Source organism: Dryocola boscaweniae (genome assembly GCF_025215095.1).
Taxonomy (GTDB): domain Bacteria; phylum Pseudomonadota; class Gammaproteobacteria; order Enterobacterales; family Enterobacteriaceae; genus Dryocola; species Dryocola boscaweniae.
The window spans coordinates 100,363-113,088 of sequence record NZ_JALHAP010000069.1 but is presented as its reverse complement, the minus strand read 5'-3'; the positions used below and the strand labels follow the sequence as shown (position 1 = coordinate 113,088).

Sequence of the window (12,726 nt, the reverse complement as noted above, 5' to 3'; positions counted from 1 at the left end):
ACGCTTTCCTCCTGCAGAGTCAAGCGTTTATTTTCGCTTTCGTCCGCCTGACGGGCCGGTTTGTAAGCCGTTGTGCCGTGTCAGTGGAGGCGCAGTATAGGGATTTTTCGGAAGCTGACAACCCCTAATTTGCAATTTCTTTTCAAGCGTCGATTTTTTGTGCAAAACCGTTGCAAACTGGCAGTTTTTCGAGCGTTGAGAAGCCATAACGCTGCAAAACAGGCATTAACTGTGCGGTTTCCGGGGTAAAGGCCATACAGAAAGCAATATTCTCATCGGTTGAAAAAGCCTCTGGCGCCTCATGCTCTAAAAGCCATGCCGTACGCCGAGCAATCGCAGCACCGGAATCTATCAACCGCGTACCTTCCGGCAGCACCTGCAAAAGTTCCTCCTGTAATAGAGGGAAGTGAGTGCAACCTAATACAACGGTATCCGGTGGCTCCTTCATACGCAGCCATGGGCGCAGGATTTTGCGAAGCTCTTCGAGCGAGACCGGTTCGCCGTGCAGCTTAGCTTCCGCAAGTTCTACCAGCTCAGCAGAACCAAGCATCTCGATTTTGCATTCTGCCGCAAATCGCGCAACCAGCTCATGAGTATAAGGACGGCGCACCGTGCCGCGTGTTGCAAGCAGACCAACAATACCGTTTGCCGTCATACGTGCTGCAGGTTTGATAGCCGGGACCACGCCAACAACCGGGAAAACGAACTTTTCGCGTAATGCGGGAAGGGAAACCGTGCTTGCGGTATTACATGCAATAATTGCCAGCGCCAGCGGATAACGTTCCTGAACCGCAGTGACAATCTCCACCACTCGTTCAACGATAAATTCTTCGCTCTTTTCGCCGTAGGGAAAGGCTACGTTATCGAAGGCATAGATGTAATGCAGGTCCGGCAGAAGTTGCCGAACCTCGTTATACACTGAAAGCCCCCCGACACCGGAATCAAAGACCAGTACCGTGGGGCGTGCATCAGAAGGTATAGCTGCCAGAGAGGTAGTATTCCCGTCCTGGGGTTTGATAGCCATAAACCGTCTCGTAATCTTTATCGAACAGGTTGGCGATTCTACCACGAACGGTCAGATGAGAGGTGACTGGATATGAAGCAGACACGTCAACTGTGCTGTAGCTCGGCAAAATTTGCTGAGTGTTGTTATAAACAGAAGTGTTGTTGTCGTAGCGCTTCCCATAATATTGCCAGGACACATCCATATCGACATTAAACATGGTCCAGTCAAGCTGGTACTTAGCCTGGCGCTTCGCACGGCGAGCCAGCACTTCGTCATTCTGATCGTTACGCGGGTCAATATATTGCAGCGTGACCTTATGGGTGAAGATGCCGGTATCAATGCTGCCCGTCCACTCCACGCCTTTAATGGTTGCGGCGTCGATATTGTCATAAGCACCAGCATAGGTGACCGGATCGGAGTAATAAGCGATCAGATTCTGGATTTTGTAACGATAAGCAGACAGGCGCCAGTCCAGCGGACCGGTCAGGCCTTCAAGGCCGGCTTCCCACTGCTTTGATTCTTCCGGTTCCAGATTCGGGTTGGAGTCAATCCCAAAACGCGTGGAACCAAACTGCTGGCCAAGCGACGGCGCAAGGAAGCCGGTGCCGTAGGAAACGGTGGCGCGATAGCCTTCAACAAACTCCCAGCCTGCCGCAGTCTGCCAGGTGCCGTGCCAGCCGAACTGTTCGTCATGATCTTCACGGCCGGACGCTTCCACGGTGACATCACCAAACTGCTGCTGCCCGCTCAGGTACAAGCCGGTGTTATCACGTTTGTAGGTGTCGGTGATGGCTGTATCAGAAGAGGACAGACGCTGCTGCTGCCAGTCCACGCCAGCGCTGATGGAGCCCTGCCCAACGACAAAGTTATTGCCCCACTGGAGATTGCGCTGGGTCATGCGGTCAAGCGTGGTGCCATCGTTATAGCGTCCATACTCGCTGCTGTAGTTGTAATCCTTCACTTTCTGGTAGCTGGCGATTAGCTGCGAAGAGTAAATGCCGGAGTGGAAACGCATCCCGGCATCATAGCTTTGGTTGTAAAGTTGTTCTTCATTAGCGCTATACGCAGGCGAAAATGGCGTGCTGCCCAGATCGTAGTCGATATTATTGGTATAACTACGGCCGCGGAAGAAGCCATCGAACTCATCATTGAATTTATGCTCGACGCCGCCCCAAAACGTTTTTTTCCGCGAGCCATCGCGATCGTTGTCGCCGCTGTAGGTGGAATGCGGTTGAACATTGAAGCCTTTAGTTGATTCATATGAGCCAGCAACCGTCGCCACGGTATCGCCAAAACGCTGACGCAACGTGCCGTCATACTGTTGATAACCTTTTGAGCCCATTCCCGCGTTAATCTGCGATTTTTCTTCATCAGAGTGGGTGATGACGTTAATGACGCCGCCAATCGCGCCGGAACCATAAACGGCAGAACGCGGGCCGCGAATATATTCAACGCGCTGAACTAAAGAAAGGGGGATTTGATTGAAGTCGGCAGTATTAGAAATGCCCGGCCGTGCAACAGGAACGCCATCAATTAACACTAAAACGTGGCTGGCGTTGGTTCCACGAATCAGCATAGAAGAGCCTTGTCCTGGGCCGCCATACTGCGCGATATCCACGCCAGGCAAACGGCGCATAACATCGTTGAGGGTTTTTGCCTGCCACTTATCGATATCCTGACGAGTGACAACGTCAGTCGGAGCCAGCACAGTATTGACCGGTTGCTGGAAACGGTTAGCCGTCACCACCAGAGTATCATCAGAATTGCTGTCTTGCGCCCAGCCAGAAAACGCCGTTACGGACAACGCCGTAAACAGCGAAACTTTTTTTATCATCATTTATATAAGCATCCGCTTTCAAATCAAGGATGCCGCAGACATAACCGATAGCACGCGATAGTTATATCAATTGCGACGTAAACCGGCAGGTCTTCGGGCTTGGAGGTGTTTTATGGATGAGGACTTCCCACTTATATAAGCAGTGTCTGCATATTTGCTTTCATCCCACGCTTCCTTACCGCTGCGCGTCAGCCCCAGAATTGCACTGGGTTCCCTTTTAACTCTCAGGAGGCCGGAGAGCGCATGCTACCGTTATCGCCATATAGAAGTCCAGACTTCCAGTTGAACTTCTGCTGACGAAGAGACTGGACATCGCGAGGGTATTCCCTAAAATCGCCGCGTAGTTTGATTTCAATAACAGGTAGCCGCCATGACCCCCGAACATCTCCCGATTGACCAATACGACGCGCAACTGGCAGAAAAAGTCGCCCGCTTGCAAAGCATGATGGGCCCTTTTGCCGCGCCTGCGCCGGAGGTGTTCCGTTCGCCAGTCAGCCATTACCGTATGCGTGCGGAATTCCGCATCTGGCATGATGAAGACGATCTTTATCACATCATGTTTGACCAGCAGACCAAACAGCGAATTCGGGTGGACAGCTTTCCTGCGGCAAGCTCGCTTATTAATGCCTTGATGCCGGCCATGCTGGATGGCGTACGGGATATCCCTGCATTGCGCCATAAACTTTTCCAGATAGATTATCTGACAACGCTAAGTAACCAGGCCGTTGTCTCCCTGCTTTACCATCGTAAGCTGGATGAGGAATGGCGCGAACATGCTGAAGCCCTGCGTGATTCACTTCGCGCTCGCGGTTTTAACGTTCATTTGATTGGCCGGGCGACAAAAACCAAAATCGAGCTGGATCAGGATTACATCGACGAACGCCTGCCGGTAGCGGGCAAAGAGATGGTTTATCGTCAGGTGGAAAATAGCTTCACGCAGCCAAACGCGGCGATGAACATTCAGATGCTGGAGTGGGCGCTGGATGCGACGAAAAACTCAAGCGGCGATCTGCTGGAACTGTACTGCGGTAACGGCAACTTTTCTCTGGCGCTGGCGCGCAACTTTAACCGCGTGCTGGCAACTGAAATCGCCAAGCCGTCCGTTGCTGCGGCGCAGTACAATATTGCCGCCAACGAAATTGATAACGTGCAGATCATCCGCATGGCGGCTGAAGAGTTTACTCAGGCCATGAACGGCGTGCGCGAGTTTAATCGTCTGAAAGGCATCGATCTGAAAAGCTACCAGTGCGAGACGATTTTTGTCGATCCGCCACGCAGCGGGCTTGATGCCAATACGGTAAAGATGGTGCAGGCCTACCCGCGCATTCTTTATATCTCCTGCAACCCGCAAACGCTGTGTGAGAATCTGGAAACGCTGACTGAAACACACGAAGTCTCGCGCCTGGCGCTATTCGATCAGTTCCCCTACACCCATCATATGGAATGCGGCGTCTGGCTGACGCGTAAATAGCAAAACGGACGCCGAAGCGTCCGTTTTTTTACAGCGTGGCTAACTTATTCTGTATATCTGCGCTTTGCGCGCGCGAATTTTGAAGCCAATCCAGAACAACAGCGCGACTGAAAGTACCGCTGGCAGGAAATTAGAGCCAATAGCCGGGTACTCAGCGCGCACGACAGCGCTATAAAGCAATACCCCAAGCACGAAGCAGGCCGCAGCAATTCCCGGCAGTCCTATCGGCATGGTTCGGTTCTGGTAACGCTGATGCAGACAGTACACCGTCAGCACCAGTGCAATTATCGGGAAAACAGAGAACGGCACCACCGAGCTGAACAGCGCGGCAAAGGTTCCGTTAATCGAAAGGCCGGCGATAAACGCCAGCACCAGCGTACCTCTTTCTTGTAACTGTTTCATTGCTTGTCCTTCACTCTTCGGATGATTGAGCCAGCGACATTTTTTCTTGCTCCCGGCGATACCAGTAATACGCCCCTTTTGAAATCATGCGCAACTGCAACACCAGGCGCTCTTCAAGCTGACGACGCTGATCGGGATCAACGTCCAGCGCCTCGGCGCCAGCGCTAAAAACAATAGTTACCATTGCTTCCGCCTGCGCTTCAGTAAAGCTGCGCGGCATGCGATTTTCGAGTTCTAAATAGTCGGCAAGTTCCGCAATAAAGTGCTGAATCTCGCGAGCTACTGCGGCGCGAAAAGCAGCGGAAGTGCCGGAACGTTCACGCAGTAATAAACGAAAAGCGTTGGGATTATTACCAATGAACTCCATAAATGTTGAAACGGAAGTGCGGATAACGCTTCCACCTTTGGCAATGCGCTGGCGAGCCTGACGCATCAACTGGCGCAGCATCAGGCCGCTTTCATCAACCATAGTCAGGCCCAGTTCATCAACATCGCGGAAGTGACGATAAAACGACGTTGGCGCAATCCCTGCCTCACGCGCAACTTCTCGTAAACTGAGGCTGGCGAAACTCCGTTCAGCACTTAACTGGCTAAACGCGGCTTCAACCAGAGAACGCCTGGTTCGTTCTTTTTGTTGCGCTCTTACACCCATCATGTTGCCTGAATACCTCAAACCGAACTGGCACTATATCAGACTCTAACGCTACCGCTTTTATACAGGATTGTGAATGATTGTTTACGGGACGTTGCTCGCGTAACAAGTGAAAAAGCACAAGGATAATTGGGTTATACCGCTGATGATGTTACCATCATGTTGCTTTTATGTATAAGAACAGGTAAGCCTTACCATGCCACACACCTACGATTATGATGCAGTAGTAATTGGTTCCGGCCCGGGCGGCGAAGGCGCTGCAATGGGACTGGTAAAACTTGGCGCAAGGGTAGCTGTGATTGAGCGCTACCATAATGTTGGCGGCGGTTGCACCCACTGGGGCACCATCCCTTCAAAAGCCCTCCGCCACGCCGTTAGCCGTATTATAGAATTCAACCAAAACCCGTTATACAGCGACCATACCCACCTTCTCCGCTCCTCTTTCGCCGACATTCTTAACCACGCAGACAGCGTGATTAACCAGCAAACCCGCATGCGCCAAAGCTTCTACGAGCGTAACCGCTGCGAAATGTTGCAGGGCGACGCAAGATTTGTCGATGAACACACCATCGCGCTGGAATGTCACGACGGCTCGGTCGAGATGATCACCGCTGAAAAATTTGTGATTGCCTGCGGCTCGCGTCCATACCGTCCACCAGAAGTCGACTTTACGCATCCACGCGTTTACGACAGCGATTCCATCCTCAATTTGCACCACGAACCACGCCACGTAATTATTTACGGGGCAGGCGTTATCGGTTGTGAATACGCGTCAATTTTCCGCGGCATGAACGTTAAAGTGGATTTGATTAACACGCGTGACCGCCTGCTGGCATTTCTCGATCAGGAAATGTCAGATTCGCTCTCTTACCATTTCTGGAACAGCGGCGTCGTTATTCGCCACAACGAAGAGTTTGAGAGTATTGAGGGCGTGGAAGACGGTGTAATTGTCTCGTTGAAATCCGGTAAGAAGGTCAAAGCCGACTGTCTGCTTTACGCCAATGGCCGCACGGGGAACACCGATTCCCTGTCGCTGGAAAATGTCGGGCTGGAAGCTGATAGCCGTGGCTTGCTGAAGGTCAACAGTATGTATCAGACAGCGCAGCCGCATATCTATGCTGTTGGCGACGTCATCGGTTATCCAAGCCTTGCTTCTGCTGCATACGATCAGGGCCGCATTGCCGCTCAGGCGCTGGTCAAAGGCGAAGCTAACGCGCACCTGATTGAAGATATTCCAACCGGCATTTACACCATTCCGGAAATCAGCTCTGTCGGAAAAACCGAACAGCAGTTAACGTCCATGAAAGTGCCTTATGAGGTAGGTCGCGCGCAGTTTAAACATCTTGCTCGCGCACAAATCGTCGGCATGAACGTGGGCACGCTAAAAATTCTCTTCCATCGGGAGACGAAAGAGATTTTAGGGATTCACTGCTTTGGTGAACGCGCGGCGGAAATTATTCACATCGGCCAGGCGATAATGGAGCAGAAAGGCGGCGGCAACACCATTGAATACTTTGTTAACACCACCTTTAACTACCCAACGATGGCGGAAGCCTATCGGGTAGCGGCGTTAAACGGCTTAAACCGCCTGTTTTAACACCGAGTCAAAATGGCCGTCCATCTGCGTGCGGACGGCTTCCGCAAGCTGCTCATAGCGGCTACGCAGCGGAGAACCTGGACGATAAACCAGACCGACCGTACGGCGCGGTTCTGGTTTATAACATGGCAGATAAACGACCCCATCTCGTTCGCGTTCATTTGGCACAGCCAGAGCCGGTAACAACGTGATCCCGCTGCCCGCCGCTACCATGTTACGCAGTGTTTCTAAGCTGGTTGCACGGAAATGCGTGTCTTCATCGGCACCCGCTTCAAAACAGAAACCCAGCGCCTGATCGCGCAAGCAATGCCCATCTTCCAGCATCAGCAGCTTTTCACCGGCCAAATCTGAGAGCGGCACCCGGTCGCGGTTGACCCACGGATGATCCTGATACACCGCCAGCACCATTGGCTCATCAAACAGCGGCACCTCAATAAAGGCTTCGCTTTCTTTAACCAGCGCCAGAATGGCACAGTCGAGCTTGCCGCTATCAAGCTGCGCTAACAGTTGATGGGTCTGCGCTTCATGCAGATACATTTCCAGTTTGGGGAAGGTTTTGTGCAGCATGGGAATAATCTGCGGCAACAGGTAAGGCCCAACGGTTGGGATAAGCCCGATATGCAGCGGCCCGGACATCGCCTCGCCTTGCTGGCTGGCCATCTCTTTAAGCACTTTAACTTCGCGCAGCACGGTACGGGCCTGATCGACCAGCAGCAAACCTGCCTGCGTGAATAAAACTTTGCGGCTGGTACGCTCCAGCAGCATGACGCCCAGCTCATCTTCCAGCTTACGGATTTGGCCGCTCAGGGTTGGCTGGCTAACATGACAGGCATCCGCTGCCCGACGAAAATGACGATGTTCAGCTAACGCCACAAGGTATTCAAGATCACGAATATTCATTATCCATCCTCCAGCGCCATGATAGCCCATGGCGATAGATAGCATAGCAATGAACGATTATCCCTATCAAGAGAGAATATGAATAATAGCCAGCAACAGCACGAACCATCCAAATGTTTGACCCCCTCACCGGATGGTTCTGCTGAAGAGAAATCTCTGTTCTCTGACCTGACTAATGATAAAAAGCCAACGTGAACTTTTAGCGGACTTGATGTCCGCTTTTTTTTGCTTTGAATTTATTCAGATCTGGCAGGTGGCGCTTCGCTTACCTGCCCTACGTATTTATAGGGTGGATAAGCGCAGCGCCTTCCACCTTTGAGTTTGAAAAGAGTGTTAAACCAAACGCTGCTTAGCATAAGCAATCGCGGATGCCACCTGCTGAGGCGACACACCACCTTTCGCAGCGCGCTTATCCAGGCAAGATTGCAAAGACAAAATGGCATAAACATCTTCGCCAATTACCGGGCTAAATTTCTGCAAATCCGCAAGCGGCAGCGCTTCCAGAGCTTTACCCTGGCGAATCGCTTCCACTACGGCTTCACCAACAATATGGTGCGCTTCACGGAACGGCACGCCTTTAGCGACCAGATAATCCGCAAGCTCGGTCGCGTTGGCATAACCCTGCTCGGCCGCTTCTTTACAGCGCGGGCGTTTTACCTGAATGCCGTCGAGTACCAGCACCGACATATGCAGGCAGTCGAGCCAGGTGTCGAGCGCGTCGAACAGACCTTCTTTATCTTCCTGCATGTCTTTGTTGTAGGCCAGCGGCAGACCTTTGAGCGTCATCATCATGCCGGTGAGCGCTCCCTGAACGCGGCCACACTTACCGCGAATCAGTTCCAGCGCGTCCGGGTTTTTCTTCTGCGGCATGAGGGATGAACCTGAAGTCACCCGGTCAGACAGCTCGACAAAGCTTGCTTCCCCGGTATTAAAGAAAATCAGGTCTTCGGCAAAACGCGATAAATGCACCATGCCGATAGAAGCGTCAGACAGTAATTCGAGTACATGATCACGGTCAGAAACGCTGTCCAGGCTGTTACGGGTCGCGGAGGCAAAACCTAACCAGCCAGCCAACTGCTCACGGTCAATTTCATAGGCGGTGCCGGCCAGCGCGCCGCAGCCAAGCGGGCTGCTGTCCAGACGCTCCAGGGTGCTCTGTAAACGGCTTTCGTCACGCGCCAGCATTTCTACATACGCCAGACACCAGTGGGCAAACGTCACCGGTTGCGCACGTTGCAGGTGGGTATAACCCGGCATTACCGCGTCCTGGTTAGCTTCCGCGGTTTCCACAAGCGCCTGCTGCAACTGGCGAGTTGCCGCCAGCAGTTCGCTGATTTGTGTTTTACACCACAGTTTCAGATCGGTCGCGACCTGGTCGTTACGGCTACGGCCGGTGTGGAGTTTCTTGCCTAACGCACCGACTTTATCGATGAGCTTTCCTTCCACCCAACTGTGGATATCTTCCGCGTCGCTCTCAAGGATGGCCTGCGGATTGGCCTGCACTTCTTCAAGCAGCACGTTCAGAGCCTGCTCCAGCTCTTGCTGCTCTGCTTGTGTCAGAACATTGACGGTAACCAGCGCTTTGGACCAGGCGACAGAACCCACAATATCCTGCTCGGCCAGTCGGTAGTCAAAGCGCAATGAATCATTGAACTGTTTGAACCGCTGGTCTGCTGCCTGAGTAAAACGTCCACCCCAAAGTGCCATAGTCATGCTCCATAAAATTATCTTTATTACTTTATAAGGCGGGTAAGCAGAGCGTCACCCGCCATCAAACTCTAATTACTTCTTCAGTTCGTTCAACGCACGAATACGTGATGACAGCGAGAACAGACGAATGAAGCCGCCCGCGTGGCTGTGGTCATACACTTCGTCTTCGCCAAAGGTTGCGAACTCTTCGCTATAAAGGCTGTTCGGGGATTTTTTCTGAATCGCCGTAACCTGACCTTTATAAAGCTGCAGCACAACTTCGCCATTCACTTCTTCAGCCAGCGATTGGGCGGAAGCCTGCAAAGATTTACGCAGCGGCGCGAACCAGCGACCGTCGTAAACCACATAGGACATTTCCAGACCCAGTTGCTCACGCCATTTGAAGCTATCGCGATCCAGCACCAGTTGCTCAACGCCGCGCAGCGCAGCCATCATAATGGTGCCTCCTGGCGTTTCGTAGCAGCCGCGGGATTTGATGCCCACCAGGCGGTTCTCCACGATATCGATACGGCCGATACCATGTTTAGAACCAATCGCATTCAGGGTTTCCAGACATTTGAACGGGCTCATCGCTTCGCCATTAACAGCAACAACTTTGCCCTGTTTAACGGTGACGGTGACCTGCTCAGCCTGATCCGGCGCTTCCTGCGGATCGACGGTCCAGACCCAGCAATCTTTATTCGGCGCGTTCCACGGGCTTTCCAGCACGCCGCCTTCGGTGGAGATATGCCATGCGTTTTCATCACGGCTGTAGATTTTTTCCAGCGACGCGGTAGTTGGGATATCGCGCTCTTTCAGGTAGTCGAGCAGGGCTTCACGGGAACGCAGGTTCCACTCACGCCACGGCGCAACCACTTTCAGATGCGGCGCCAGCGCAGCCCAGGTGGACTCGAAACGCACCTGGTCGTTGCCTTTGCCGGTTGCGCCATGGCACAGCGCGTCCGCGCCGACTTTATTCGCCACGTCCACCAGCGCTTTTGCGATCAACGGACGAGCCATTGAGGTGCCCAGCAGATAGCTGCCTTCGTACAGGGCGCCAGTTTGCAGAACCGGGTAAACGTAGTCGCTGATAAACTCTTCACGCGCATCCACTACATAGCATTCAGTCGCGCCAGAGCGCAGGGCTTTTTGCTCAACGCCTTTCAGATCGTCACGATCCTGGCCAATATCCACTACGCAGGCGACCACTTCGCAGCCGCCATAGTTTTCTTTCAGCCATGGAATGATGGCTGAGGTATCAAGGCCGCCGGAGTATGCGAGAACGATTTTTTTGATGCCGTGATTTTCCATTGTCTTTTTCCTTCAAATACTTTTTCTAAACCAGGCCAGAACTAAGCCAGAATCCGGGTGCCGATTGCCACGCCGTTAAATAAAGAGGGGAGCTGATCCGCATGGCGCCAGGAGGCGATATCCACCGGGCGACCCAGCGTGCGGGCTGCATCCAGCGCCGCATTTACTTTCACAATCATTCCGTCGGTAATAATGCCCTGCTCAATGAGCTGCTCAGCTTTAGCAGCAGTCATCTCAGCGATACGCTGCCCTTTACCGTCCAGAATACCGCTTACGTCTGAGAGCAGAATCAAATCCGCCCCCAGGGTCGCCGCCAGGGCTGTTGCCGCCTGGTCAGCATTCACATTCATTAATTCGCCTTCCGCCGTCACGCCAATTGAGCTGATGATTGGCAGGAAGCCAGCTTCCAGAAGCGTGGTAATCAGCTTAGCTGAACCTGGTTTTGCCCGACCTACATGCCCTAACTCTTCATCCAGTTTAGTGACGGTCACGCTATCGCCGTCGCCCAGACACAGGCCGACGCCGTTGATGCCGTGCTTCTTCGCCCATGCCAGCAGCGTTTTGTTCGCCGTACCGGCAAGCGCGCCGGTAATAATGTCTATTTGATCGGCAGGCGTAACGCGCAGGCCATTTTTCTTTTTCACCGGCAGGGAGAGTTTTTTCATTAGCTCATCCACCAGGCAGCCGCCGCCGTGCACAATCACCAGCGGGCGTTGATGGGACTGACGAAAGTTCGCAAGCGTAGTAAACAGACGCTCCAGCGCCTCTTCGCTATCAAGCAGTACGCCACCTAATTTGATAATTAATGGATTCATCATTTCACCCGGCTGTCGGTTAAATAAGAGACTGCGTTTCGGCGAAGCCAAAACGAATATTCAGACACTGCACGGCCTGAGCCGACGCGCCTTTAAGTAAGTTGTCTTCGGCTGCAACGACAATCAGATGATTATCCTGCACCGCAAAACCGATATCGCAAAACGGCAGGCCCACCACGTTTTTCAGCGCCGGCACGCCTTTGTCGTACAGACGCACCATCGGTTTGCCCTGATAGGCCTGATGAAACGCATCGGCAACCTGTTGCTGCGTGACGCCCGCATTCAGGCGGCAGGTAATGGTCGCCAGAATTCCGCGTGGGAAATTGCCCAGATGCGGAGTGAAAATAACCTGCGCGCCAAGGTGAGTGGTAATTTCCGGCTGATGGCGATGGTTAAAGATGCCATACGGCTGCAGGCTCACTTCGCAGAAGCTGTTGGAAATAGCCGCTTTGCGCCCTGCTCCGCTCACGCCGCTGGTGGCGTTAATCACCGGCCACTGATTCAAATCCAGCAAACCGGCATCAATCAGCGGCTTAAGCGCAAGTTGAGAGGCCGTCGGATAACAGCCCGGCACAGAGATCAGATTGGTTTCTTTTAATTTGTCGCTTTGCCACTCCGCCAGGCCATAAACCGCTTTCTCAAGCAGTTCAGGATGCTGATGAACAAAGCCGTAATAACGTTGATAAAACTCGGCGTCGTTAACGCGAAACGCGCCCGATAAATCAATTACTACGCAGCCTGCTGCCAGGAATTGTGGTGCGAGGTCGTGGCTCACTTCATGGGCGGTGGCCAGGAACACCACATCCACGCCGTCGGTAAACTCGCTGATGTCAGACATTGCCTGCAAGGGCATGTCGACAATGCCTTTTAACTGCGGATGCAAATCAGATATCAATTTTCCTGCATCTGAACTTTGCGCTGAAACCGTCAATGCGGTTATGTTCATATGAGGATGGCGATTCAAATAGGTTACAAGCTCTGCGCCTGCATAACCGCTGGCACCAACAATCAGCGTATTCAACATCTGGGCTGTTCACCTTCTTACG

11 protein-coding genes and 1 riboswitch are annotated in these 12,726 nt (G+C 52.8%); of the genes, 2 read left to right on the top strand and 9 right to left on the bottom strand.

Annotation, left to right across the window (positions count from 1 at the left end; all coding sequences use genetic code 11):
- Window positions 1–142: 142 nt before the first annotated feature.
- Window positions 143–1,024: a glutamate racemase gene (gene murI, locus MUA00_RS03475; RefSeq protein ID WP_271121625.1), complete on the bottom strand. Its 882-nt coding sequence runs from the start codon at window positions 1,022–1,024 to the stop codon at window positions 143–145.
- On the bottom strand, window positions 969–2,840 hold the full coding sequence (btuB, locus tag MUA00_RS03470; RefSeq protein WP_271121718.1) for a TonB-dependent vitamin B12 receptor BtuB: 1,872 nt from the start codon (window positions 2,838–2,840) through the stop codon (window positions 969–971). Before btuB ends, murI begins: the two co-directional genes overlap by 56 nt.
- Before the next feature lie 70 nt (window positions 2,841–2,910).
- A riboswitch (cobalamin riboswitch) is annotated at window positions 2,911–3,095 on the bottom strand.
- A 118-nt stretch (window positions 3,096–3,213) separates the two neighbouring features.
- Here btuB and trmA point away from each other — a divergent pair.
- On the top strand, window positions 3,214–4,314 hold the full coding sequence (gene trmA, locus MUA00_RS03465) for a tRNA (uridine(54)-C5)-methyltransferase TrmA (protein WP_271121626.1): 1,101 nt from the start codon (window positions 3,214–3,216) through the stop codon (window positions 4,312–4,314).
- A 39-nt stretch (window positions 4,315–4,353) separates the two neighbouring features.
- Here the strand turns inward: trmA and MUA00_RS03460 are convergent, their stop codons facing one another.
- Together MUA00_RS03460 and fabR are read right to left on the bottom strand one after the other, a co-directional pair.
- Complete coding sequence (locus MUA00_RS03460) at window positions 4,354–4,716, bottom strand: YijD family membrane protein (RefSeq protein WP_271121627.1); 363 nt, start codon at window positions 4,714–4,716, stop codon at window positions 4,354–4,356.
- Between the two features lie 10 nt (window positions 4,717–4,726).
- Window positions 4,727–5,371 (bottom strand): HTH-type transcriptional repressor FabR, encoded by a 645-nt coding sequence (gene fabR / locus MUA00_RS03455; protein WP_271121628.1) that lies wholly within the window; start codon window positions 5,369–5,371, stop codon window positions 4,727–4,729.
- A 193-nt stretch (window positions 5,372–5,564) separates the two neighbouring features.
- On the opposite strand from fabR, the gene sthA reads away from it, so the two are divergent.
- The gene (gene sthA / locus MUA00_RS03450; protein WP_271121629.1) at window positions 5,565–6,965 is read left to right on the top strand and encodes a Si-specific NAD(P)(+) transhydrogenase; all 1,401 of its coding nucleotides are present in this window, start codon (window positions 5,565–5,567) and stop codon (window positions 6,963–6,965) included.
- Here the strand turns inward: sthA and oxyR are convergent.
- From oxyR to argC, 5 genes are all read right to left on the bottom strand, one after another.
- Window positions 6,948–7,865 (bottom strand): DNA-binding transcriptional regulator OxyR, encoded by a 918-nt coding sequence (gene oxyR, locus MUA00_RS03445; RefSeq protein WP_271121630.1) that lies wholly within the window; start codon window positions 7,863–7,865, stop codon window positions 6,948–6,950. The two genes, sthA and oxyR, sit on opposite strands and share 18 nt — an antisense overlap.
- A 333-nt stretch (window positions 7,866–8,198) precedes the next feature.
- Window positions 8,199–9,572: an argininosuccinate lyase gene (gene argH, locus MUA00_RS03440; RefSeq protein WP_271121631.1), complete on the bottom strand. Its 1,374-nt coding sequence runs from the start codon at window positions 9,570–9,572 to the stop codon at window positions 8,199–8,201.
- A 75-nt stretch (window positions 9,573–9,647) separates the two neighbouring features.
- Complete coding sequence (locus MUA00_RS03435; RefSeq protein WP_271121632.1) at window positions 9,648–10,865, bottom strand: argininosuccinate synthase; 1,218 nt, start codon at window positions 10,863–10,865, stop codon at window positions 9,648–9,650.
- 41 nt (window positions 10,866–10,906) lie between these two features.
- Complete coding sequence (gene argB / locus MUA00_RS03430; RefSeq protein WP_271121633.1) at window positions 10,907–11,683, bottom strand: acetylglutamate kinase; 777 nt, start codon at window positions 11,681–11,683, stop codon at window positions 10,907–10,909.
- Between the two features lie 16 nt (window positions 11,684–11,699).
- Complete coding sequence (gene argC / locus MUA00_RS03425; protein WP_271121634.1) at window positions 11,700–12,704, bottom strand: N-acetyl-gamma-glutamyl-phosphate reductase; 1,005 nt, start codon at window positions 12,702–12,704, stop codon at window positions 11,700–11,702.
- Between the last annotated feature and the right edge of the window lie 22 nt (window positions 12,705–12,726).